The following is a 24,492-nucleotide window of genomic DNA, read 5'->3' on the forward strand; positions in this document are numbered from 1 at the left end:
AAAATTGCTGGCAACCCGTTTGCCACCCAGGGAGATGACACCATGACCGAAGTCTTCATTTACGACCACGTCCGCACGCCGCGCGGCCGCGGCAAGAAGGATGGGGCGCTGCACGAAGTGCCGTCCGTCCGCCTCGCCGCCAAGACGCTGGAAGCGATCCGCGACCGCAACGGCCTCGATACGTCCAGGGTCGATGACATCATCATGGGCTGCGTCGATCCGGTCATGGATGCCGGCGCCGTCATTCCCAAGGCCGCCGCCTTCGAGGCCGGCTATTCCACCAGGGCCCCCGGCATGCAGATTTCCCGCTTCTGCGCCTCGGGCCTCGACGCCGTCAATTTCGCGGCCGGCAAGGTCGCTGCCGGTTCCGACGACATCGTGATTGCCGGCGGCGTCGAGTCGATGTCGCGCGTCGGCATGGGCATGTCCGGCGGCTCCTGGTACATGGACCCGTCTGTCAACTTCCCGGCCTATTTCATGCCGCAGGGCGTTTCCGCCGACCTGATCGCCACCAAATACGGTTTTAGCCGCGACGACGTCGATGCCTATGCCGTCGAAAGCCAGAGGCGCGCCGGAAAAGCCTGGGAGGCCGGCTACTTCAAGAATTCGGTCATCCCCGTGAAGGACCAGAACGGCCTCGTGATCCTCGACCGCGACGAGCACATGCGCCCGACCACCGACATGCAGTCGCTGGCCTCCCTCAACCCGTCCTTCCAGATGCCGGGCGAGATGGGTGGTTTCGAAGCCGTCGGCATCCAGGCCCATCCGGAAATCGAGCGGATCACTTATGTCCACCACGCCGGCAATTCGTCCGGCATCGTCGATGGTGCAGCAGCCGTGCTGATCGGCTCCAAGGCTGGCGGTGAGAGCATGAACCTCAGGCCCCGCGCCCGCATCCGCCACTTCGCCAATATCGGCTCCGACCCGGCTTTGATGCTGACCGGCCCGGTCGACGTCACCGAAAAGCTGCTCGCCCGCTCAGGGATGAAGATCTCAGACATCGACCTCTTCGAGCTCAACGAAGCCTTCGCCGCCGTGGTTCTCCGCTACATGCAGGCCTTCGAGATCAGCCACGACAAGATCAACGTCAACGGCGGCGCCATCGCCATGGGCCACCCGCTCGGCGCTACCGGCGCGATGATCCTGGGCACGGTGCTCGACGAGCTGGAACGCCGCGACCTGAACACCGCGCTCGTCACGCTCTGCATCGGCGCCGGCATGGGCACGGCGACGATTATCGAACGGGTCTGAACTGTCGGGGATAGGCGGGCGGGCTCTCCCCACTCGCCGTCATCCTCGGGCTTGACCCGAGGATCCACGCCCGGAGCTGTGGATGGTCGGGTCAAGCCCGACCATGACGGAAGAGAGAGGCCCGAATTAGCGGCACAGAAATTCAAGGGAAGAGGAATCCCATCATGAGCACCTACAAGAACTTCACCGTCGAAACCGACGCGGACGGCATCGCTCTCGTCACCTGGGACATGCCCGACAAATCCATGAACGTCTTCACCATGGAGGTGATGGACGAGATCGAGGCGATCGTCGATGCGACTGTTGCGGACGCCGCCGTCAAGGGCGTCGTCTTCACCTCCGGCAAGTCGTCCTTCTCCGGCGGCGCCGATCTCACCATGATCAAGTCGATGTTCTCGATGCTCGCCGAAGAGCAGGCCAGGGACCCGGCCACTGCCGCGCAAAAACTCTTCGATGCCGCCGGCCGCATGTCCTGGCTGTGGCGCAAGGTCGAGTTGAACGGCAAGCCCTGGGTTTCGGCGATCAACGGCACCTGCATGGGCGGTGCGTTCGAACTGTCGCTCGCCTGCCACGGCCGCGTCGCCGCCAATTCCAAGTCGGTCAAGATTGCCCTGCCGGAAGTCAAGGTCGGCATCTTCCCGGGCGCCGGCGGCACCCAGCGCGTGCCGCGGCTGGCCAACGCCCAGGACGCCCTGCAGATGATGACGACCGGCTCGTCGCTGACCGCCCAGCGCGCCAAGGCCATGGGCCTCGTGCACCAGGTCGTCGAACCCGCCGAGCTGATCAATGCCGCCAAGCAGATGATCAAGGACGGCCTGAAGCCCGTCGCCCCCTGGGACGAGAAGGGTTTCAAGGTCCCCGGCGGGGGCATCTGGACGCCGGCTGCCGCCCAGCTCTGGCCGGCCGCCCCCGCCATCCTGCGCCGCGAAAGCGCCGGGAACTATCCGGGCGCGCTTGCCATCCTCAAATGCGTCTATGAAGGCCTGCAGCTTCCCTTCGATACGGGCCTCAAGGTCGAGCAGCGGTATTTCACCGAAATCCTGCGCACCACCGAAGCCTTCTCGATGATCCGCTCGCTGTTCGTCTCGATGCAGGAACTCGGCAAGGGCGCCCGCCGCCCGGCAGGCGTGCCCAAGACCGAGTTCTCCAAGGTCGGTATCGTCGGCGCCGGGTTCATGGGCGCTTCGATCGCCTATGTGACGGCCGCCGCCGGCATTCCCGTCACCCTCATCGACCGGGATCAGGAGGCTGCCGACAAGGGCAAGGCCCATTCCGAAAAGCTGGTGGCCGATCAGGTGGGCAAGGGCCGGATGACCAAGGAGGAGGGCGAAAAGCTTCTCGCGCTGATCACCCCCACCCCGGATTACCAGGCGCTTTCCGATGCAAGCCTGGTCGTCGAGGCGGTGTTCGAGGATCGCGCGGTCAAGAAGGCGGTCATCGAGGCCGTCGAAGCGGTCATCCCGCAAACCACCATCTTTGCCTCCAACACCTCGACCCTGCCGATCACCGGTCTTGCCGAGAATTCCAAGCGTTCCGACCAGTTCATCGGCGTGCATTTCTTCTCGCCGGTCGAAAAGATGATGCTGACCGAGGTCATCCTCGGCGAAAAATCGGGAGACAAGGCGCTGGCCGTGGCGCTCGATTTCGTCGCCGCGATCAAGAAGACCCCGATCGTCGTCAACGACACCCGCGGCTTTTATGTCAACCGCTGCGTCTTCCGGTATATCAACGAAGCCTATGACATGCTGATCGAAGGCGTGCCGGCGGCGATGATCGAAAATGCCGCAAAAATGGCTGGCATGCCGGTCGGCCCGCTGTCGCTCAACGACGAGGTCGCCGTCGATCTGTCCCAGAAGATCATGAAGGCCTCGATCGCCGATCTCGGCCCCAATGCCGTCAAGCCGGAGCACATGGCGCTCGTCGACCAGCTGGTCGACGTGTTCGACCGCCGCGGCCGCAAGAATTTGAAGGGCTTTTACGAATACCCGGCCAAGCCCGCCAAGAAATTCCTCTGGCCCGAGCTGAAGACCCTCTATCCGCAGAAAAAGGCTGATGAGGTGGATGTCGCCGTCCTGAAACAGCGCCTGCTGGTAACGATCGCGCTCGAAGCCGCCCGCACCGTCGAGGAAGGCATCGTCACCGATCCGCGCGAAGCCGACGTCGGCTCCATCCTCGGCTTCGGCTTCGCCCCCTATACCGGCGGCACGCTCTCCTACATCGACGGCATGGGCGTGAAGACGTTCGTGGAACTGTGCGAAAGGTTAGCCGCGGCCTACGGCCCGCACTTCAAGCCGACGCCGCTCCTGAAGGACATGGCGGCGAAGGGCGAGACGTTTTATGGGCGTTTTGACCCGTATGGGACGGTGGGGAAGGCGGCGTGAGGCCGCCTTCTTATCTCACCGTGGCGGGCATGCATCTACACGTGAACGAGCCTTGTTGATTGCCGCCTGTGCTAGAAGATGATTAGTTAACGTCGTCTTGCTGGGGATGCTAATGACCGAAGGCTTGCTCGTGCCTCTCTTAAGCATGGAGGGGCCAAGAATTGTTATTGAAATCCACAATAGCCAACCAATTGATCTGCTAGATTTCACAGGATCGTTGACGGCTTTAGCTCGCGAACATGAAGCTGCCCTGAAGAGAGAGCGTCCCGGCTTGGCCGCGGAGGAATCTCGGTTGCTGGTAGTGGATATCAGGCGAGGCTCAATTGTATTAGAACTTGTGGCAGCCTTAGCCCCATTTGTTTCGCAAGCGGAATTAATAAATACATCGGTCGATTTTGTTAGAAATATTGGCGACGCGCTCAGTCTTCTTCGTCAGCCGGGAGAAGGCTGCCGGATGCAACGACACAGCGGCTCAAAAATCTCAATGATACCGTGCGGGCTATCGCCAACGATTCTTCGGGAAAGATGGATATTTATGCAAGGCATCAAGATGGGGATGTCTTACAGGAATTTGCAGTGCAACGTTCGGAAGCGGTTACGATTCAACAAAATATAGCCGCTCAGCGCAAGGAAATTGAACATCAAAGTAATGAACCTCTTCGCCGGGTGTTAATGCGCCTTCATCAATCTAGTATTGAAGACCTAAAGGTTGGAAAGCGGACGGCAGAAAAAGGCGTCGTAGAGCGTATCGATCTCGCGCCTCGTACACTGATATACGTCTCAGATTTGGCCGGCCAGACAATTAAAAGCGCCATTTTGGCTCACGAAGGCAATCCTTTTCAGAAGGCTTTTGTGGTTGACGTCGATGTTGAATACGTAAATGGAAGAGCTCGTGCTTATCGTATCCTCAATGTATATGATGTGATCGATTTGGAGGACGAATAACGTTTGGAACTGTATTGTTTAGTATTTAAAATATTCTTCAGAGTATGTGGGGATCCTCGGGTCAAGCCCGAGGATGACGACCGAGAGGGTGGAGTTGGGGTGCCAGAGAAAGCGATGAGAGTGTATCGCCGGTGCTGTTTCGCATCGTGGCACCACCTTACATCGTCATCCTCGGGCTTGACCCGAGGATCCACTCTTTGTCCCGATACCGGTGTCTGAGCGACTTCTGCCGCGGACAATGTCGTCCTCGGCATTCGTCAGCCCTGGCGTTTGCCGCGGTGGATCCTCGGGTCAAGCCCGAGGATGACGACCGAGAGAGTGGAGTTGGGGTGCCCAGAGAAAACGATGAGCGTGTATCGCCGGTGCTGTTTCGCATCGTGGCACCACCTTCAACATCGTCATCCTCGGGCTTGACCCGAGGATCCATGCCGCTCCCGCGACCTCACCAGCCCCCCAACTCCCCATACAAATCCCGCCAATCCGGGTTCATCTTCTCGATCAGCTCGATCTTCCACTGCCGATACCAGCGCTTGAGCGACTTCTCCCGCTGAATGGCGCTGACGATGTTGTCGTGGGCTTCGTACCAGACGAGCCGCTTGCAGCCGTATTTCGAAGTGAAGCCGGGGTGATGTTCTTCGCGGTGTTCGTAGATGCGGTTGGCGAGATCGGAGGTCACGCCGATATAAAGCGTGCCGTGCTTCTGGTTGGTGACGATGTAGACATATCCCGCCATGCGAGCATGATGGAATTGTGGTGGGGTGCCGTCAACCCTGGCGTTTGGGGGGTGGATCCTCGGGTCAAGCCCGAGGATGACGGCCGAGAGGATGGAGTTACGGTGCCCAAGCAAACGATGAGCGCCTCTCACTGGTGCTGTCTCACGCTTAGGCACCACATCCAACGCCGTCATCCTCGGGCTTGACCCGAGGATCCACCCTTGTCTCAGTCGGAACACCTACTCGCCGCCTGCCACGGCGGGAGCCAGAGCCGGCTCTAGTTCGCGGCAAGCCATCCATCCCCGCTGGCAACACAGCCACTAAGCGCTACAATCCCCACCACCAACTCGCGCCCCCGGACCGCCCATGGACTCCCCCACCCAACCCCTCGCCTTCACCACCCCCGCCGAGTGGGCCTCCTGGCTCTCCACCCACCATGCCACCTCGTCCGGCGTCTGGCTCCAGATCGGCAAGAAGAACCCGGCGAGAACCCTGATCACCATCGACGAGGCCCTTGATGTGGCGCTCTGCTATGGCTGGATCGACAGCCAGCGCAAGGGGTTGGACGCTACCTCCTACCTGCAGCGGTATTCGCCGCGCCGCGCCAAAAGCCCGTGGTCGAAGCTCAATGTCGATCGGGTGGAGGCGTTGACGCAGGCCGGGCGGATGCGGCCGGCGGGGCTGGCGGAGGTCGAGGCCGCCAAGGCCGACGGGCGCTGGGCGGTGGCCTATGAGCCGCAGCGCACCGCCGCCCTGCCGGATGATCTCGTCGCCGCACTGCGCGAAAACCCCGACGCCGCCGCCGCCTTCGAAAAACTCGACAGGACCGGGCAATATGCGGTGGTGCTTCCGCTGTTGAAGGCGACCACGCCGGAGGTTCGGGCCGCGCGGCTGGCGAAGGCGGTGGTGAAGCTGGCACTAGACAAATAGAGGCGTTTCTACCGAGCTACCCCCCACTGTCCTGCCGGACATCTGCCCCTCAAGGGGGGAGATCGGCCAGAAGCAAGGTCCTACCCGACAAAGAGCCTTGAGTTTGCCGAACTCCACTCCTTGGCCAGCTTCCTGCCGTCGCACAAATCAGAGAGGGACCGCAGAGCACGCCTCCTTCGATCTCCCCACTTGAGGTGGAGATGTCCGGCAGGACAGAGGGCAGGACAGAGGGGGGTGTCACCCGGCACACCCTTCAATATCGCCAGTCTTATGCCTTGCCCGAGGACAAATAGCCGCCTCCTTCCGGCATTTTCAATAACTTGCCCGATTGTTCATCCCCACCCCTCGCCACCATGCCTACAATTGCCCCGCTTCCGTCGCCGGAGTGTTTCGCGAGACGTTCGCGGGCAGGCGGGGCCGGCGCCCTCATTGGAACCGTAACGTGCGGGGAAGGTGAGGGAGGTGAAAGCCATGGGCGAGTGTCGGGCAACCGGCGCTTTCCCTATCAAGCCTCCCCCGGACAGCCATGTCCGGTTCGGTTGAGCCGTGCAAGTGGCAAGTGTGAAAGCTGGCCATGCAGCGAGGCGAGATGATCACCTGTAGGGGAGGGACACCCCGAAAAGACGCCGAAGGCCACGCGAATGCGGAGCCACACATATTAAACAAAATGAGGTTCCGCATTCGTGTGGGCTCTCCGATGAGACGTAAGGGCAGGCCCGGTTCGCCGGGACAGGAAGATCGGAACCGAACACGGGAGCCGGAAACGGCTGCGTGAACGAAAGCGCGCGCCTCTGAGCGGTTGCGGCAAAAGGTGCTGCGGCCCGTGTTCAGGACCGCGCCGGAAGAGAAGGATCAGGGAGAAGGAACGATGGCGAGAAGCGAAGAAGAGTGCCGCCGCCTCCTCGAGGAAGAGGGCAGGCAACTCTATCTACCTTGGATGACCTGGGGCGAGTTCAGCGCGTTGCCGGCACGTCGGAAATCCCGCGAGCTCCAGAAGTTCACCCAGTATGTCACGACCTATCTCGGCTTCTGGAAGACCTGCGGCCTTTCTTCCTGCCGCCGGGCCAAGGCCTGCAGGGGGTTTCTCACGGAAGCGCAATATCGCGCCGAGCCGCGTTACCACGATAGCTTTCCTCCCTGCGTCGGCCCCGGCGGAGCGCGTCAGCAGGAGGTGCTGGCCGGCATGAGGCGGCTTGGCGGCGAGGACGACGCCGAGCCGACATACGATGGCAGGCGCCAGGCCGACCGGGAGGCGTGATGGCCATGCCGGGTCGCCCCGCCCATGCTTCTTCGTGTCTGCCTCCCCGTCACGCTTGGTCGAGCGCGATCGTCAGGTCGGCGATCAGGTCGTCCGGGTGTTCGATGCCGATCGACAGCCGGATGGTCGAGTCGAGCACGCCGATCCTTTGGCGCACCTCGGCCGGGACGCCGGAATGGGTCATGGTCGCCGGGTGGCTGGCGAGCGATTCCGTGCCCCCGAGGCTCACCGCCAGCTTGAAGATCTGCAGTGCGTTCAGGAACCGGAACGAGGCCGGCTGGCCGCCCCTGATGTCGAAGGAGAAGGTCGAGCCGCCGCCGGTGCACTGCGCCGCAAACACCTTGCCGACCGGCGATGCCGGGTCGTGATAGGGCAGGTAGTGGATGGCCTCGACATTCGGGTGCCCGCGCAAAAAGTCGGCGACCGCCAGAGCATTGGTATTGGCCTTTTCCATGCGGATCGACAGCGTCTCCAGGCTGCGGCCGAGCATCCAGCAGGAATGCGGGTCGAGCTGCGTGCCGATCGCTCCGCGCAGCGCCTTGACCTGTTTCATCACCGCCTTGGAGCCGAGCGCCGCACCCGCTATCAGGTCCGAATGGCCGCCGACATATTTGGTCAGCGAATAGAGCGAGATATCCGCCCCGTGCTCGATCGGCCGCTGGAAGACCGGACCGAGCAGCGTGTTGTCGCAGGCGATCACCGGGGTGTGGCCCTGTTTTGCGCCGATCGCATCCGCCACCCGTCGAATCATCGCCACGTCGACCAGGCTGTTGGTCGGGTTCGCCGGCGTCTCGATCAGGATCACCGAAACCCTGCCCTTACTCATCGCCTCCCTGGCTGCAGCTGTGACCAGCTCTTCGTTGACCCCATCCGCAAAGCCGACCGCCGCAACGCCCATGTTGAGAAAGGTTTTCGAAAGCAGCGTTTCGGTGCCTCCGTAAAGCGGCTGCGAGTGCAGCACGCAGTCGCCCGGCCTGACGAACGCCATCAGCGTCGTGGCGATCGCCGACATGCCGGAGGAAAACAGCACGCAGCTCTCCGCCTGCTCATAGACCGCCAGCCGGTCCTCGACGATCTCGCTGTTGGGATGGTTGAAGCGGGAATAGACCAGCCCCGCCCCCGTCCCCGCCGGCGGTTCCTTGCGGCCGGAGACGAAGTCGAAGAAGTCGCGGCCCTCCTCGGCGGATTTGAACACGAAGGTGGAGGTGAGGAACACCGGCGGCTTCACGGCCCCTTCGGAAAGCTCCGGATCGTAGCCGTAATTGAGCATCTGCGTTTCGGGATGGAGCTTGTGATTGCCGATATGCGTCTTGGAGGGATGCGGGGCGGTCATGAAGGATCTCCTGGCTTGAAAACAGCGGATGCCGTGAGCGGAGATAATACCAGAACCGACCCCGCCAAGGGGTGCTACCTGCGAAAGCCGGATTGTTTAACGCGCCGCCGGCGCTGCCAGATGTGCGGCGGGTGCCGCAGGCTCTCCCCAGGCCGAGATCGGCTGGCCGCCCTTGGTCGTCACGCGCGTGTCGTAGAGCGCCATGGAAGCCTGGACCTGCTGCATGTCGGCGCAGCGGTTGATGATGCCGCCGATATACCGCACGCAGTCACTGGTGCTGCCCTGCACCGAACCGGTCGCCCAATCCTGGACGATGCCATCGGCGCCGACCAGGAAATAGGAAAGCCGGTTGTTCTGCGACACGGTCGAGCGGCCGACCAGCCCGCCGAAGCTCAAACCGGACTCGGTTTTTGCGGCGGGCGCGATATGCCGGTAGATGGTCATCCCGTTTTTCAGCTGCGTCGCGCCGATCATCGGCCCGAACGTCGCCTCGGAGCCGGAAAGCCGCGCCAGGGTCGATTGGTTGACATTGGCGACCTCGGTGTAGGGACGGCCCATCGCATAACTCGTGAAGGACCGGTTGGCGGCGTTTTCCGCCTTTTCCGCCACCTGCGAGCACCCTGCCAGAGCCAGGGCAAGCGCCATCGAAAAAACTGCCAACAAACGCATAAATGCCCCCTTGTCCGCAACGCCCCATGCCGAAAACCTGGCCGGTCCTCGGTCGATCAGTGGATGTGCCGGGCGCCCCGCGACCGGTCGTTAGTCCCTATCAGATTTTGCATGTTTTGAAAGCGCCGCTCGTGGGCGGTGCACAATTCTCCGCGCCATTCGAGCCGGAAATCTCTGGCTTCCCGTCGGCCGGATGTCCAGACTATGGCGTTGACCCGTGCGCTCGCGCAGGGCTATCACTGCTTGCATCAATAAGGGAGGATGCCCGGGAATATTCCGGGTATGATGATCAGAAGAATGCCACGCCTTTCCGCTTCCACCGCACTTGCCCCCCATGTTGCAGCACCCGGTTATGACCGGGCTCTTCTGAAACCCGGCATCCTGCATATCGGCCTCGGCGCATTCCACCGCGCCCATCAGGCGGTCTATACGGACGCGGCGCTGGGGGCGGAGTTCGGGGATTGGGGCATCGTCGGCGTAAGCTTACGTTCGGTCGATATCGTCCATGATCTCGCAGCCCAAGACGGGCTCTATTCGGTTGTCGCCCGCAGCGCTGCCGGAGATGAGGCCCAGGTCGTCGGTTCGGTGATCAAGGGTCTGTCGGGCACCGAGAACCAGGCGGAAATCCTGGCGCTGCTGGCCGATCCCGCGATCAAAGTCGTCACCATCACCGTCACCGAAAAGGCCTATGGCATCGATCCGGTATCCGGCGGCCTCGACCGTTACCATTCGTCCATCAAGGCCGATCTTGCCAATCCGACATCGCCAACGGGCGTGATCGGTTATCTGGTCGAAGGCTTTTCGCGCCGCCATGCCGCGGGCCTGCCACCTTTCACGGTGCTTTGCTGCGACAACCTGCCGACCAATGGCCGCATCGTGAGGCGGCTGGTGATCGAGATGGCCGGCGCCCGCGATCCGGCGCTCGCCAACTGGATCGCCGGCCAGGGCGCCTTTCCGTCCAGCATGGTCGACCGCATCGTGCCGGCCGCGACCGACGAGACGCGGGAACTTGCCGAAACCCTGATCGGCGCCGAAGACAGGCTGGCGCTCGGCACCGAACCCTTCATGCAATGGGTGATCGAGGACCATTTCTTTGCCGGCCGGCCGAGATGGGAAGCAGGCGGCGCGCTTTTCGTTGATGATGTCGAGCCCTATGAGAAGATGAAACTGCGGCTGCTCAACGGCGCCCATTCGCTGATTGCCTATCTCGGCCAGCTGAAGGACCTCACCTTCGTCCGCGACGTCATGGCCGTGCCGGAATACCGGGCGCTGGTTCGCCGCCACATGGCGGAAGCGGTGAAGACGCTCGATCCCGTGCCGGGCATTGATCTTGGCCGCTACATGGACCAGCTGATCGAGCGCTTCGAAAACCCGACGATCGCCCACAAGACACAGCAGATCGCCATGGACGGCACCCAGAAACTGCCGCAGCGCATCTTTGCCGGTGCCGTGGAAACCCTGGCGAGCGGTGGAGATGCGTCGTCTGCAGCTTACGTTATTGCTCTCTGGATCGCCTATGCCCGCAAGACCGCCGAGATCAACGATCCGCGCGCGACTGAGCTCAAGGCTGCCGCCGCCAGGATGACGGCGGATGATCCGTCCGCACCCTTCTTCGCAATTCCCGGCCTGTTCCCCCAGGCTCTCACAGAGAATAGCGCATGGCGTGCGCGGGTGAATGCGGAGCTTGAAAAATTGAACGCCGGCTGATGCCGGCGTCCTCCTGTATCAGCCCTTGAACGTGTAGTTGGCGATCGACTGCGGTTTCATCTCGATCGAGAAACCGGCTTGTGTCGGCGGCATATAGGCGGCGTTCTCGATGACGCAGGGATCGACGAAATGCTCGTGCAGATGGTCGACATATTCGATTACCCGGCCTTGCTTGGTGCCGGACACGGCAATGTAATCGATCATCGACAGATGCTGGACATATTCGCAGAGGCCAACGCCACCGGCATGCGGCCAGACGGGAAGATCGTATTTTGCCGCGACCAGCAGCACCGCCAGAACCTCGTTCAGCCCGCCCATGCGGCATGAATCGATCTGCACGATGTCGATCGCGCCTTCCGCGATGAACTGCTTGAACATGATGCGGTTCTGGCACATCTCGCCGGTCGCGACCTTTACCGGGTGGATGTCATTGCGGATCTTGCGGTGCCCGGCAATATCGTCCGGACTGGTCGGCTCCTCGATAAAGAAGGGTTTGGCGAAGGCGAGCCTGTTCACCCAATCGATCGCCTGGCCGACCTCCCAGACCTGGTTTGCATCGATCATCAGGTAACGGTCGGGGCCGATCACCTCGCGGGCGATGGTCAGGCGCCTGATATCGTCTTCGAGATCGCGCCCAACCTTCATCTTCACATGGTTGAAGCCCGCATCGACCGCCTCTTTGCAGAGCCGGCGGAGCTTGTCTTCGGGATACCCGAGCCAGCCGGCGGACGTCGTGTAGCAGGCATAACCCTCGCGCTTCAGCACCGCGATGCGCTCCGCCTTGCCCGCCTCGGCTCGTTTCAGAATCGCCAAAGCATCCTCGCGCGACAGCACGTCGGTGAGGTAGCGGTAGTCGACGATGTCGGCAATCTCCTCCGCCGACATGTCGGAAACCAGCTGCCAGACGGGCTTGCCGCGCTGCTTGGCCAGCAGATCCCAGAAGGCGTTGACCACAGCGCCGGTGGCGAGGTGGATGGCGCCCTTGTCTGGACCGATCCAGCGCAGCTGGCTGTCGCTGGTCAGATGTCGCCAGAATTTTCCGGGGGCGGCAGCGAAGCTTTCCAGCTCCTGCCCGACCACCAGATGCCGCATCGCCTTGATCGCCATGCAGCAGATGTCGTTGCCGCGCCCGATCGTGAAGGTCAGGCCGTGGCCGGCGAGATCTCCGTTGTCGGTATCGAGGATGACATAGGCCGCTGAATAATCCGGGTCCGGGTTCATCGCGTCGGAGCCGTCGAGGCTCTGCGATGTGGGAAAACGGAGATCGAAAACGCGGAGATCGGTGATGCGGGTCATGGTTTTCTCGTAATCGTTCAGATGGTCCAACCGCCGTCGATGGCGTAAGCCTGGCCTGACGTATAGGTGGCGCCGGAGAGGTAGAGGGCGAGTTCGGCGATTTCTTCCGGGGTGCCGAGCCGGCCCATCGGCTGGCGGGCGATGAAGGCGGCGCGGGCCTGGTCGTAATCGCCCTGCGCCCGCATGCGATCCTGCAGCGAGGGGCTTTCAACGGTGCCCGGGCAGATGGCATTGCAGCGGATGCCGTCGGTCACATAGTCGGCGGCGACCGACTTGGTGAGCCCGATCACGGCCGCCTTGGTGACGCCATAGGCGAAGCGGTTTGGCACGCCCTTGATGCTGGAGGCGACCGAGGACATGTTGATGATCGCGCCGTCCTTCTGCGCCAGCATGCCCGGCAACACGGCCCGGATGGTGCGGATCATCGCCCTGACGTTGAGGTCGAGGGCGAAATCGAAATCGCTGTCCTTCATCTCGAGGATCGAGCCGGCATGAACGAAGCCGGCGCAGTTGAAAAGGATGTCCACTGTCCCGATGTTCTCGACACAGGCGACGATGGCCGCGTTATCAAGCACGTCGAGCCTTGCGGTTCTCAAATTGTCGAGTTTCGGCAACGCAGCCAGCAAGCTTTCGTTGATATCTGTCGCATGGACGGTCGCGCCGGCTTCTGCAAAGGCGAGCGCCGCCGCCCGGCCGATACCCTGGCCTGCGGCGGTCACCAATGCGGTTTTCCCATCAAGTCTGATCGTCATGTCTTGTCCTCGAATTATCTGGCCGGCCGTCAGTCTGATTGAGGAAATCCTCAATCCAGATGAAAGACCTCTTCCATCATCGCCCACCACTCGCCTTCTTTGCGGCTGTCGAGCGGCTTCTGGCAAGGGATCGTGAGAGACCACCATTCCTGATTTTTAGGATCGGCGGCTATTTTCGCCATGTCGGCTTCGAAATCCGTGCCGTGATATTCCCAGGTGCCGAACAGCAGGTTTTCCGGCTCGCGCAGAAAGATCGTGTAGTTCCTGATATTGGCGCGGCTGATCAGCTCCAGCACTTCCGGCCAGACGGCGGCGTGCAGGCGCTTGTATTCGCCGATCATCTGCGGCTCGACGCCGATCAACATGCCCATTCGCTGCATCATCGTCTCCTTTAGATTTCCACCAGCGCCTTGACGACGCCGGCCGCCGGATCGGTCAGCCCCGGAAAACGTTCCGGCACTTCCGACAGCATCATTCTATGGGTAATCAGGGCTGCGGGGATCTTGCCCGCGCGCATGGCCCGCATCACCCGCTCGAAATCCACGGCCGTGGCGTTGCGGCTGCCGAGCAACGTCGTTTCGCGCTTGTGGAATTCCGGATCGGAAAAGGTGATGTCGCTCGAAACGATCGAAACGAGCACGTATGTGCCGCCATGGGCGACGAACCCGAACCCGCGTTCGATCGCTTTCGGATTGCCGGTCGCATCGAAGACGACATCGAAGAAGTCGCCGCCGGTCAGCGCTGAGAGCTGCCCGTGGTCGTCCGGACCAAGTTGAACCGTGGAGGCGATGCCGAGCTGCTGACGGGCGAAGTCCAGCCGGTCGCCGCGGCTGTCGAGAAGCGTCACCACTCCGCCCTCGAGCGTCGCGAAGATCGCGACCGCAAGCCCGATCGGCCCGGCGCCGGTGACCAGCACGCTCTGTCCGGGCTCGATCCCGGCACGGGCGACCGCGTGGGCGCCGATCGCCAGGAATTCCACCATCGCGGCCTGATCGAGCGACAGGCCATCCGCCTTCAGCACGAATTCCTGCGGCAGGCTCAGATATTCGGTCATGCCGCCGTCGCGATGCACGCCGAGGACGCCGAGGTTGCGGCAGCAATTGGTCCGGCCCTTGAGGCAGGTATGGCAGCGGCCACAGGAGATGTAGGGCATGATCGAGACGGTATCGCCAGCCTCAAGCGCACCGCCGGCCGGCGCTTCCTCGACCGTTCCGGCGAGCTCATGGCCCATGACGCGCGGATAGGAGAGATAGGGCTGGTTGCCGGTAAAGATATGCAGGTCGGTGCCGCAGACGCCGATGCGCCGCAGCTTCACCAGCACTTCGCCATCGCCGCGGAGAGGTTTGGGGCGGTCGATGGCGCTGAGTTTGCCCGGTGCGTCGCAGATTATTGTCAGCATGTGCTTACGCTCCGAGCCTGTAGAAGCGCTGGGCATTGCCGCTGAAGACATCGCCGTGATCGTCGACCGGCACGATGTCGAGGCATTGATCGAGCCAGGCGCGATACTCGCCGGCAAGCCCCAGCACCGGCCAATCACTGCCCCAGATCACCCGCTTCGCGCCGAACAGATCGAAAATGGTTTCGGCATAGGGCCGCACCGCTTGCGGTTTCTGGTCGCCGGCTTCGGTCAGCAGGCCGGAGAGCTTGCAATGGACGTTCGGCAATTCGGCAAGCACTTTCATGCGCGCGTACCAGTCGATGAACCGGCCTTCCGAGATCGGCGGTTTGGCGCCATGATCGATGACGATGGAGAGGTCCGGGTGCCACCGGGCGAAGTTCAACAGCGGCTCGAGATGGCGCGGCAGCACCAGCGCATCGAAGACCAGCCGATGTTCGAGCATGGCTGCAACGGCACTATCGAGTGCGGGATCGTCGATCCAGCGGTCGTTGGCGATATCCTGCAGCATCGGGCGAAGACCTTTAAGCTTCGGATGCCGGGCCAGCCGGGCGATGTTCGCCGGCGCGTCAGGCGCTTTCATGTCGGTCCAGCCGACCACGCCGAGGATGAAGGGCGTCCTGTCGGCGAGATCGAGCATGAATGCCGTGTCCGCCCCGCTCTCCATGGTCTGCACCAGCACGGTGCCGTCGATGCCGGCCGCATCGAGAAGCGGCGCCAAGTCGTCGGGCAGGAAATCCCAGTGGATCGCCTGCAATTCGGCCGGCGGCCATTGGCCCACCCGGTCCGCGATCCGCCAGAAATGCTGGTGCGCGTCGATCCGCATGGCTCAGGCTCCCTGGCCCGGCAGCGGTGCGCCTTCGGCGATCAGCCCGCGGGCCTTCAGCCGTGACCAGAAGGAGGTGGGGATGTCTTCGCCGAACCAGTCGACATTCGATCTGATCTGCTCGGCGGTGCGTGCGCCGGAAACGACGGTCACCACGGCTGGGTGGGCGAGGGGAAATTGCAGCGCCGCCGCCTGCAGGCTGACGCCCTCTTCCTCGCAGGCCGCGCGCAGCACGTCGACTCGGGCAAGGATGTCGGCCGAAGCATCCGTGTAGTTGAACTTGCGGTTGCCGGCGAGCAGGCCGGAATTGAACGGGCCGGCCACCACGATGCCGACGCCTTGGCTGGCGCAATCGTCCATGAAGGCAAGGCTCTGCTGTTCGAGCAGCGTGTAACGGCCCGCGAGCATGGCGACATCGATGTCGAAGACCTGCATCGCGTCGCGGATGATCTCCCACTCGTTGACGCCGAGGCCGACTGCTTTGGTAAGTCCTTCCTCACGCAGTTTCTTCAGCGCGCGAAAACCGCCGCCGTCTGTCAGCTGGTGCCAGTAGTGCTGGTGCTTGTCGCCATGGGTCATGCTGCCGATATCATGGATGTAGAGGATATCGGGCTTGAGGATGCCGAGCCGCTGCTGGCTCGCCTCGAAGGACCACATGATGCCGTCATAGCTGTAGTCGAAGACCGGCCGGAAGGGCAGCGGATCGACATATCCGTCCTCATCCTGCCCGACCGTCTGGTCCGGCTGCATCACCCGGCCGACCTTGGTGCTGAGCACGTAGTCGCCGCGCGGCAGGTCGGTCAGCATCGTGCCCAGCCGCCGTTCCGAGCGGGTGTAACCGTAGAAGGGCGCCGTATCGTAATAGCGGATGCCGGCCTCCCAGGCTGCCCTGAAGGCGCCTGCCGATTCCTCGTAGGAGGTCTTGCGGTAAAGGTTGCCCATCTGCGCGCAGCCGAGACCCATGACGGTGAGTTCGACGGGGGCATTGGGCAGCTTTCGGCGCTCGGTGACATTCATGGGACAGTCCGCAGTTCTGGGGATAGGGGATTACGGACGCGCACCATTCGCGATGCGCGCCCGCTGGGGTAAGGCTCAGTAGAGAACGTTCTTGGCTTCCGGCTTGTCGATATTGTCCTTGGTGACGACGACGACGCCGGTATCCACGAACTTCTCGACCTTCTCCTTGTTGATCGACTGCAGCACGGTCTTGACGCCGAGTTCGCCCATCTGGAAGGAGCCCTGCACGGCGATGGCCGACAGCGTGCCGTCTTTGACGAATTCCTGCAGGTCCTGGTTTCCGTCAAACCCGATCGCGACCACCTTGCCGGCCTTGCCGGACTGTTTCAGCGCCCGGCCCATGCCGATCGCCGTCGGCTCGTTGGCGCCGAAAATGCCCTTGAGGTCGGAATTGGCGGCCAGCACGTCGGTCGTCTGGTTGAGCGCCGTCGCCATCTGGGACTGCGAGTAGAACGGTCCGACGATGGTCAGCTTCGAGTTCGCCTTGATATAGTCGGTAAAGCCGCCGACGCGGCCGATCTCGGAACCGGCACCTGCCACGTAGGACATCACGGCGATCTTGCCTTCCTTGCCCACCTTGTCGATCAGCGCCTTGGCGGCCAGTTCGCCGGCCTTCTTGTTATCGGTCGCGAGGAACGACTGGTAGTACTGCTCGGAGCCCTTGGCGAGCAGCGAGTCGATGATGATCACCGGAATGCGGGCCTCCCAGGCCTTCTTGACGGCCGGAACCAGGGCGTCCGGGTCGGACGGGGCGAGCACGATGCCGGAGACCTTCCGGTTGACGGCGTTCTCGACCATGTTGACCTGGTCGGCGATCGCCGATTCCGCGGCCGGTCCCTGGAAGGTCATGGTGTTGCCGGCGCCGCCGGTCTTCATGGCGGCATCGGCGCCCTTCTGGACATTCTGCCAGAAGGTGGAATTGACGGTTTTCACGATGACGGCGATTTCGCCCGCCCAGGTCGGGACAGCACTGGCCGAGAACGCGGTCAGCGCGATCACGGATGTCAGCAATGCGGCAGCAAGCTTTTTCATGTCTTCCTCCTCTTATCGTTGGCCTGATCGGCCGGTTTTTAGGAGAGTTCCTCACTCCCTTGGTATTCTCGCGGGTAGAACGGTCCGCGTGCCCTTTCCATCGCATCGACCCGAAAATCGAAGATTTTCGGAAAGTGCGATGCGTAGATTCAATAACTTAGAGCGTCCTTTATGCGCCCGACAGGCGCACGGCGCTCTAACGGCGGTTGCGCAACTGGTCGATCCATACGGTGACTAGGATGACGAGGCCGATGATGATCTGCTGCGTGAAGGCGGAGACGCCGTTCATGTTGAGGCCGTTGCGCAGGATGCCGATCACGAAGGCACCGATCGCTGTTCCGGAAATGGTGCCGACCCCGCCGATCAGCGACGTGCCGCCGATGACCGCGCTGGCGATCGCGTCGAGTTCGTACATCACCCCCTCGTTCGGCTGGGCGGTGACGAGCCGGGACATCAGCACGCAACCGGTCAGGCCGGCCAGCGTGCCGGAGAGCACATAGGTGAAGCTGACGATGCGGGCGACGTTGACGCCGGACAGCCGGGCGGCATCGGCATTCGAGCCGACCGCATAGATATGCCGGCCGAGCACCGAGCGGTTGAGCATGTAGGAAACGCCAAGTGCGATAACGATCATCAGGATGACCGGATAGGGGATGCCGGGAAAGATGATGGTCGGAAAGCCGTCGTCGCCGATCTTGACGACCCGGAAGAGCGAGCCGTTGCCGAGTTCGCCGAAGGATTCCCCGAGCCCCGAGACCGCCCGTGCCCCGGTGATCTGCAGCGCCACGCCGCGGGCGATCATCATCATGCCGAGCGTCGCGATGAACGGCGGCAGCTTCATCTTGGTGACGAGAATGCCGTTGATGAAACCGCAGGCCGAGCCCGTCAGAATGCCGCAGATCATGCCGAGCCAGACCGGCGTCCCGAAATCCTTGACCGCGAGCGCCGCAACGACGCCGGATAGCGCCAGCACCGAGCCGACCGAGAGGTCGATGCCGCCGGTGATGATGACGCAGGTGGCGCCGATGCCGAGAAAGGCGATCGAGGTCACCTGAAGCGCCACCGTCATGCCGTTGTCGATGGTGAAGAAGGCGCTGCTGGTTGCCGAAAACACGCCGATCAGCACGAACAGGCTGCCGAGGGCGGCGAATTTCTGGATGATGTCCTTCTGCCGGTCGCTGAACGACATGCCCTTTTGCTTCGTAACGTCGGTGATCTCAGCCATGGTATGCCCTCATCCCGCCGACCGAACGTAGCCGGAGGCGTATCGCATGATCTCTTCCTGGTCGGTTTTCGCAGTTTCCAGCACGCCGGTGATGCGGCCCTGGTGGAAGACCGCGACGCGGTCGGTCATGCCGAGAATTTCCGGCAGTTCGGAACTGATCAGCACGACGCCGATGCCGTTCGTCGCAAGCTCGTCCATGATCCGGTAGATCGCCAGCTTGGCGCCGACATCGATGCCGCGCGTCGGTTCGTCGAAGAACAGCAGCTTCGATTTGCGGAACAGCCATTTGCCGATGATGATCTTCTGCTGGTTGCCGCCCGAGAGAAGGCGAACCGGCTGCTTGATCGAGGGCGTGCGGATGTTGAGGAGGTCGATATAGTCCTTGGCGGCCTTGGCTTGCTTGGCGAAGTCGATCAGCCCGAAACGATTGGAGACGGCCGCCATGTTGGCGAGCGTCATGTTCGCATCGACCGGCATCTTGATCGCCAGCCCTTGAGCCTTGCGGTCCTCAGAGAGATAGGCGATGCCGGCGGCGATCGCATCGCGCGGCGAGGTGATGGAGAGCGTGTGGCCGTGCAGGCTGACCGTGCCGGCATCGAGCGGATCGGCTCCAAAAATGGCGCGCGCCACTTCCGTCCGTCCGGCGCCCATCAGGCCGGCAAAGCCCAGAATCTCGCCGCGGCGGAGCGTGAAGGAGACGTCGCGGAAGACGCCGGCGCGCGAAAGGCCTTGCGCCGAGAAGATAATCTCGTCGCTCGGGACGGACGTGCGGTCCGGAAACTTCTCTTCCAGCGACCGCCCGACCATTTTCGAGACGATCGCGTCGATGCTGGTGGCGGCAAAATCGTCGGCGGAAATATAACGGCCGTCGCGCAAGACCGTGACGCGGTCGACGATCTCGGACATCTCGTCCAGCCGGTGCGAGATATAGATGACGCCGACGCCAGACGCCTTCAGGTCGCGGATGACCTTGAAGAGCAGCCGCGTCTCCTGCTCGGTGAGCGACGAGGTCGGCTCGTCCATGATCAGCACTTCGGCGTCCAGCGACAGCGCCTTGGCGATCTCGACCATCTGGCACTGGGCGACGGACAAGCCCCGCACCGGCCGGTCCGGATTGATGTCAACTCCGAGCCGATCAAGGCAGCGTTTGGCGTCAGCGCGCAGCTTCTTCCGGTCGACCAGAAAACTTCCGCCGAGGAAACCGCGGCGCGGCTCGCGGGCGAGGTAGATGTTTTCCGCCACTGTCAGGTGCGGCACGAGGTTGAGTTCCTGGTGGATGATGGCGATGCCGGCGGCTTCCGATTCCCGCGTCGAGGAGAAATGCCGTTCCTCGCCCTTGTAGGTAATCGTGCCTGAACTCGGCTGGTAGACGCCGCTGACGATCTTCATCAGCGTCGACTTGCCGGCGCCGTTCTCGCCGCAGACGGCATGGACCTCGCCGCGGTAGAGGTCGAAATGGACATTGGAGAGCGCTTTGACGCCCGGAAAATCCTTGCTGATATTGTCGAGGCGGAGCAGCGGTTCGGTGGTCGACGCTGGCGAAACGCGGCCCGGCGGCATGGCGGCGCCATACATAGTCTGCCCAAGCTTGGCCGGCCGGTTTTCCACATTTGCCTCCCTGGGCCGCAAGGCCCATTCGCCATCGGCTCCTCCCTCCGGCGTTGCTAATGGGTAAACCCGAGGGCGAAACTGGTCAAGCCAATTTTTCCGAAAGCCTGTCGTATCCTCCCGGAGGCAAGGCTAAAAGCATCGAGAAGTCTGGAAACTATTGTGTTTTCAATGAATCTAATTTGGCTGTTGCTCTCTTCCAGCGGCCTGATATGGTAAGGCCACATTTCCAGGACGACGAAATTCATGAACGGATCCATCAAAGCGCCAGAACCGAGACGGCTGTACCAGCAGGTTGCCGACCAGATCCGGCTGCTCATCCAGGGCGGCCAGTTTCCGACCGGCGCCCGCCTGCCGGCGGAGCGGGAGCTTGCCCAGCAGCTCGGGGTCTCGCGGCCGTCTCTGCGTGAAGCGTTGATCGCGCTCGAAATCGACGGGAGCGTCGAGATCCGCATGGGATCGGGCATCTACGTGACGGCCGAGCCGGACCGTCGCCCGTGGCAGAGCGGTTCCATGGGCGAAAGCCCGCTGGAACTAATGCAGGCGCGCGCCGCGGTCGAAGGCGCGGTGATCCTGCTCGCGGCGGCACGGATCACGCCCGAGACTTTGCGGTCGCTACGCCAGACGCTCGACCAGATGCGCACCGAGATCGCCGAAGGGCGCAAGGCGCTGGATCTCGACCGGCTTTTTCATCTCACCATCGCCAGCCAGTCGGGCAATTCGGTGCTGGCGCATATCGTCGGAGATCTCTTCGATGAGCGCCACAGCCCGATGTCGGCGCAGATCCGTGCCCGGTTCGAAACGCCGGAAACCTGGGGCCTTGCGCTTGCCGAGCACGAGGCGATCTTTGCGGCGCTGGAGGCGCGCAATCCGCTTCTCGCCCAGGCGATGATGCATGCGCATCTGGAAGAATCGAAACAACGCTGGATGAATCACGAGACACGGTGATATCCCTGCGCCTGTTTCGGGGAGGAAACGAAAATGGATATGGCTGCTTCACCCCTCATCATCCTGAATCCGATCGACGACGTGGGCGTCGCAAGGCGGTCGATGCAGGCCGGCGGCCCGACCGGTTATGGCGATCTTATGGCCCGCGAGCTGATCGGCCGCGGCCACAAGGTGGCGCTGAGGGCCATCCCGAACGGCGGCGAAGTGAAGAAATACGGCCAGGTGATCGGCATCGCGACCACAGACATCGCGCCGGGCAGTCATGTGCACCTTCATAACCTCGCCATGCTGCCGTCCGAGCATGAGCATCAGTTCAGCGTCGATATCGAGGAAAAGGGCATGCTGCCGGACGCCGAGCGGCGCACCTTCATGGGGTTTGACCGCGGCGCCGGCGGCGCCGGAACCCGCAACTATATCGGTGTCATCTCGTCGGTGAACTGTTCCGCCACGGTGTCCCGCTATATCGCCGACTATTTCAACCGCCTGGGCGGCTTGGAGGGTTTCGATAATATCGATGGCGTCGTGGCGCTCACCCATGGCGGCGGCTGCGCGCTCAACAACAAGTCGGAAGGCTACAGGCTGCTGATCCGCACCATCCAGGGCTATGCCCGGCATCCGAATTTCGGCGGCATCCTGATGATCGGGCTCGGCTGCGAAACCAACCAGATCGCCCCGATCCTCGAACATTACCGCATGGAGGAGGGCGACCGGCTGCGGACCATGAATATCCAGCAGCATGGCGGCACCCGGAAAACGATCGATGCGGCAATTGCCATCATCAAGGAGATGCTGCCCGGCGTGAATGCCGCGACGCGCACCCCGCAGCCGCTCTCCAAACTGAAGCTGGCGCTCGAATGCGGCGGTTCGGACGGTTATTCCGGCATTTCCGCCAATCCGGCGCTCGGCTATGCGTCAGACCTGATCGTCCGCAACGGCGGCACGACGGTGTTGTCGGAAACGCCCGAGATCTATGGTGCCGAACATCTGCTCACCCGCCGCGCCGTGACCCCGGACGTGGCGAAGAAGCTCCTGCAGCGGATCGACTGGTGGCGGGATTATACCGCCCGCAACGGCGACGAGCTCAACAACAACCCGTCTCACGGCAACAAGCTCGGCGGCCTGACCACCATTCTGGAAAAATCGCTCGGCGCGGTCGCCAAGGGCGGGTCGATGCCCTTGAAGGCAGTCTACGAGTTTGCCGAGACCGTTACCGAACCCGGTTTCGTGTTCATGGATACGCCCGGCTATGATCCGGTGGCCGTCACCGGCCAGGTGGCCGGCGGCTGCAACGTCATCTGTTTCACCACCGGCCGTGGTTCGGTTTCGGGCTTCAAGCCGTCGCCCTGCATCAAGATCGCCACCAATTCCGAAATGTACGAGCACATGAAGGAAGACATGGACTTGAACTGCGGCGGCATCGTCACCGGCGAGGAGACGATCGAAGAGGCGGGAATGCGGATTTTCGAGGATGTGATCGCGGTGGCTTCGGGCAAGAAGACGCTCAGCGAAATCTACGACTACGGCGACAACGAATTCGTGCCGTGGCAGGTCGGGGCGGTTACGTGAAAAGCATTCTACGGGGATATCGCGGGAAAACGGCTACCCGCCCCGTTCTCCGTCATCCTCGGGCTTGACCCGAGGATCCATGGGCTGGCGGTGCGGATGCTGGATCCTCGGCTCAAGGCCGAGGATGACGTCGAGTGGTTGCAAGGTTCCTATAGGCAAAGGGCAGTGGATTAAGCCACTGCCCTTGTTTGTTTCGCCATACATCGCCTTACCGAATGACCATCTGCTGCGGTGCGCCGGGCTTTGCCGGCTGCTGCACCTTGACCGGGGCAGGTTCCGCCGTGCCGAACAGCTTGTCGCGTTCGCGCCACAGGGCCGGCAGCGACAGCAGCGCGATCGAAACGAGCGCAATCGCGGTCTTGGTGAACTCGTTGAGCTCCGGCGTCCGTCCGTCGAAATAATAGACGAAATAGACGATCGCAACGTGCCACACATAGACGTAGAGCGAGTGGCGGCCGAGAAGCTGCAGGTACTTGATCGAGAACACCCAGGTGATCGCACCGGCGATGCGGCGCACCCATTCGTCCTTGTGCTTCGGACCTGCCACGATCAGCCACGTGACCAGCATCGCGACGGCTGCGAAGTTCAGGAGGTAGACCGGGCCGAAATCGGCACGGATTTCCATCGAGGCGAACTTGCCGATCATGTGCGGCGGCATCAGCTCATGCGCGGTAATCAGGCGCAGCGGCAGGAAGAACAGAACCATCAGCAGCGCCACCTTCGGGATGAAGGTATTGTCCGGCGACAGGATATTGCTCCACTTGATCTTGCCGGCCGAGGTCAGCGCGCCGAGCACGAGGCCCGAATAGAACACGACCTGCCAGCCAAGCAGATTGAACGACACGCGGATACCCTGGTCGTCCGCACCCATGACCAGATCGTTGAGCGGGGTCGTGGCGATCTGCTGCAGGCCGAGCTGGGCCGCCATCCACAGGATGACAGAACCGGCGACCACATAATGCCACTTACCCTCCAGCACGAGCTTCACCAGCATCGGGGCGAAGAGCATGTAGACGATATACTGGGGCAGGATGTCCATGAAGGTCGGCTGGTACAGGAATGTCGCGATCGCTGCGAGGCGCAGCGGGTCGTCGAAGGTCGTGTAACCCAGCCAGTTGAACCAGATCGAATAGGCTCCCGGCAGCAGCATCTGCGCGACCAGCACAACCAACACGATGCCCATCGCATAACGATAAAGCTCGAAGGCGCGGTTGTAGATCGCCGTCCGTCCGGCCGCATAGCCGTTCTTCAGCATCTTCTTGGCATAGACCATGCCGATCAGGAGACCGGACAGGAAGACGAAGCCCTGCGCGTCTTCCACGAAGGCGAGCTGATTGTGGTTGATCTTCACCAGAAAATAGCCGCCGGCAAAGATCAGATGGTTGAGTACCATGAAAACGAGGAAATATCCTCGCATACCATCAATAATATCAAATCGTTTCATCGGTCGCGGTCTCCGTCTTTGCCGGTTCCGACGGCTGTCGCCTTTCGGTCCGTAAGGCCTCTGCGGGCCAGGATGTACGCGGCTAAACGCGGCAAAAAGCCGGACAGTTCCAGCCCAATTCGAGCGTTTAGACGTGATCTACCGTAAACTGTGCGTGATGACTTCGCGATGAACGCTGGGTTGGGTGAGGTTCAC

21 protein-coding genes are annotated in these 24,492 nt (G+C 62.2%); 8 read left to right on the forward strand and 13 right to left on the reverse strand.

The annotated features are described in order from the left end of the window. Window positions 1-42 precede the first annotated feature (42 nt). The 3 genes from PMI07_RS08705 to PMI07_RS08715 all read left to right on the forward strand — a co-directional run bounded on the left by PMI07_RS08705 (window position 43) and on the right by PMI07_RS08715 (window position 4,577). A complete protein-coding gene (locus PMI07_RS08705) occupies window positions 43-1,251 on the forward strand; it encodes an acetyl-CoA C-acetyltransferase (RefSeq protein ID WP_007772908.1) in 1,209 nt (402 codons plus the stop codon). Window positions 1,252-1,415: 164 nt separating this feature from the next. Next, window positions 1,416-3,632, forward strand: coding sequence for an FAD-dependent oxidoreductase (locus PMI07_RS08710; RefSeq protein WP_007772909.1), 2,217 nt, complete (start codon window positions 1,416-1,418; stop codon window positions 3,630-3,632). Between the two features lie 525 nt (window positions 3,633-4,157). Beyond that, the gene (locus tag PMI07_RS08715) at window positions 4,158-4,577 is read left to right on the forward strand and encodes a hypothetical protein (RefSeq protein WP_037086030.1); all 420 of its coding nucleotides are present in this window, start codon (window positions 4,158-4,160) and stop codon (window positions 4,575-4,577) included. A gap of 442 nt (window positions 4,578-5,019) precedes the next feature. On the opposite strand, the gene PMI07_RS08720 is transcribed toward PMI07_RS08715, so the two are convergent. After that, window positions 5,020-5,310 (reverse strand): GIY-YIG nuclease family protein, encoded by a 291-nt coding sequence (locus PMI07_RS08720; RefSeq protein WP_007772910.1) that lies wholly within the window; start codon window positions 5,308-5,310, stop codon window positions 5,020-5,022. 346 nt (window positions 5,311-5,656) lie between these two features. Between PMI07_RS08720 and PMI07_RS08725 the strand changes: the two genes are divergently transcribed. Both PMI07_RS08725 and PMI07_RS08730 read left to right on the forward strand, forming a co-directional pair. Continuing rightward, window positions 5,657-6,220 (forward strand): YdeI/OmpD-associated family protein, encoded by a 564-nt coding sequence (locus PMI07_RS08725; RefSeq protein WP_007772911.1) that lies wholly within the window; start codon window positions 5,657-5,659, stop codon window positions 6,218-6,220. Window positions 6,221-7,088: 868 nt separating this feature from the next. Further along, a complete protein-coding gene (locus tag PMI07_RS08730; protein ID WP_024163679.1) occupies window positions 7,089-7,478 on the forward strand; it encodes a hypothetical protein in 390 nt (129 codons plus the stop codon). A 49-nt stretch (window positions 7,479-7,527) separates the two neighbouring features. On the opposite strand, the gene PMI07_RS08735 is transcribed toward PMI07_RS08730, so the two are convergent. Both PMI07_RS08735 and PMI07_RS08740 read right to left on the reverse strand, forming a co-directional pair. Next, window positions 7,528-8,811 carry a cystathionine gamma-synthase family protein gene (locus PMI07_RS08735; RefSeq protein ID WP_007763927.1) on the reverse strand — a complete coding sequence of 428 codons (1,284 nt, stop codon included), beginning with the start codon at window positions 8,809-8,811 and terminating at the stop codon, window positions 7,528-7,530. 96 nt (window positions 8,812-8,907) lie between these two features. Beyond that, a complete protein-coding gene (locus PMI07_RS08740) occupies window positions 8,908-9,480 on the reverse strand; it encodes a hypothetical protein (RefSeq protein ID WP_007763929.1) in 573 nt (190 codons plus the stop codon). A gap of 282 nt (window positions 9,481-9,762) precedes the next feature. Between PMI07_RS08740 and PMI07_RS08745 the strand changes: the two genes are divergently transcribed. After that, entirely contained in the window at window positions 9,763-11,187 is a 1,425-nt protein-coding gene (locus PMI07_RS08745) for a mannitol dehydrogenase family protein (protein WP_007763930.1), read from the forward strand. An 18-nt stretch (window positions 11,188-11,205) separates the two neighbouring features. On the opposite strand, the gene PMI07_RS08750 is transcribed toward PMI07_RS08745, so the two are convergent. The 9 genes from PMI07_RS08750 to PMI07_RS08790 all read right to left on the reverse strand — a co-directional run bounded on the left by PMI07_RS08750 (window position 11,206) and on the right by PMI07_RS08790 (window position 20,291). Continuing rightward, window positions 11,206-12,483, reverse strand: a complete 1,278-nt coding sequence (locus PMI07_RS08750; RefSeq protein WP_007763943.1) for an L-fuconate dehydratase — start codon at window positions 12,481-12,483, stop codon at window positions 11,206-11,208. A 17-nt stretch (window positions 12,484-12,500) separates the two neighbouring features. Further along, window positions 12,501-13,235 carry an SDR family oxidoreductase gene (locus PMI07_RS08755; RefSeq protein ID WP_007763952.1) on the reverse strand — a complete coding sequence of 245 codons (735 nt, stop codon included), beginning with the start codon at window positions 13,233-13,235 and terminating at the stop codon, window positions 12,501-12,503. Window positions 13,236-13,285: 50 nt separating this feature from the next. Further along, entirely contained in the window at window positions 13,286-13,615 is a 330-nt protein-coding gene (locus tag PMI07_RS08760; RefSeq protein WP_007763955.1) for an L-rhamnose mutarotase, read from the reverse strand. Between the two features lie 11 nt (window positions 13,616-13,626). Further along, the gene (locus PMI07_RS08765; RefSeq protein WP_024163680.1) at window positions 13,627-14,634 is read right to left on the reverse strand and encodes a zinc-binding alcohol dehydrogenase family protein; all 1,008 of its coding nucleotides are present in this window, start codon (window positions 14,632-14,634) and stop codon (window positions 13,627-13,629) included. A 4-nt stretch (window positions 14,635-14,638) separates the two neighbouring features. Further along, window positions 14,639-15,457, reverse strand: coding sequence for an amidohydrolase family protein (locus PMI07_RS08770; RefSeq protein ID WP_024163681.1), 819 nt, complete (start codon window positions 15,455-15,457; stop codon window positions 14,639-14,641). A gap of 3 nt (window positions 15,458-15,460) precedes the next feature. Next, a complete protein-coding gene (locus tag PMI07_RS08775; RefSeq protein WP_024163682.1) occupies window positions 15,461-16,474 on the reverse strand; it encodes an aldo/keto reductase in 1,014 nt (337 codons plus the stop codon). A 75-nt stretch (window positions 16,475-16,549) separates the two neighbouring features. Next, window positions 16,550-17,506, reverse strand: coding sequence for an ABC transporter substrate-binding protein (locus tag PMI07_RS08780; protein ID WP_007769700.1), 957 nt, complete (start codon window positions 17,504-17,506; stop codon window positions 16,550-16,552). A 196-nt stretch (window positions 17,507-17,702) separates the two neighbouring features. After that, window positions 17,703-18,731, reverse strand: a complete 1,029-nt coding sequence (locus tag PMI07_RS08785) for an ABC transporter permease (RefSeq protein ID WP_007769698.1) — start codon at window positions 18,729-18,731, stop codon at window positions 17,703-17,705. Window positions 18,732-18,740: 9 nt separating this feature from the next. Beyond that, on the reverse strand, window positions 18,741-20,291 hold the full coding sequence (locus PMI07_RS08790; protein WP_155956478.1) for a sugar ABC transporter ATP-binding protein: 1,551 nt from the start codon (window positions 20,289-20,291) through the stop codon (window positions 18,741-18,743). Between the two features lie 294 nt (window positions 20,292-20,585). On the opposite strand from PMI07_RS08790, the gene PMI07_RS08800 reads away from it, so the two are divergent. Together PMI07_RS08800 and PMI07_RS08805 are read left to right on the forward strand one after the other, a co-directional pair. After that, window positions 20,586-21,287 (forward strand): FadR/GntR family transcriptional regulator, encoded by a 702-nt coding sequence (locus PMI07_RS08800; RefSeq protein WP_007769693.1) that lies wholly within the window; start codon window positions 20,586-20,588, stop codon window positions 21,285-21,287. 33 nt (window positions 21,288-21,320) lie between these two features. After that, a complete protein-coding gene (locus tag PMI07_RS08805) occupies window positions 21,321-22,853 on the forward strand; it encodes an altronate dehydratase family protein (protein WP_007769692.1) in 1,533 nt (510 codons plus the stop codon). 208 nt (window positions 22,854-23,061) lie between these two features. Here PMI07_RS08805 and opgC read toward each other — a convergent pair whose 3' ends face one another. Next, the gene (gene opgC, locus PMI07_RS08810; protein ID WP_007769691.1) at window positions 23,062-24,297 is read right to left on the reverse strand and encodes an OpgC domain-containing protein; all 1,236 of its coding nucleotides are present in this window, start codon (window positions 24,295-24,297) and stop codon (window positions 23,062-23,064) included. Between the last annotated feature and the right edge of the window lie 195 nt (window positions 24,298-24,492).

The organism is Rhizobium sp. CF080, assembly GCF_000282095.2.
In the GTDB taxonomy this organism is placed as follows: domain Bacteria; phylum Pseudomonadota; class Alphaproteobacteria; order Rhizobiales; family Rhizobiaceae; genus Neorhizobium.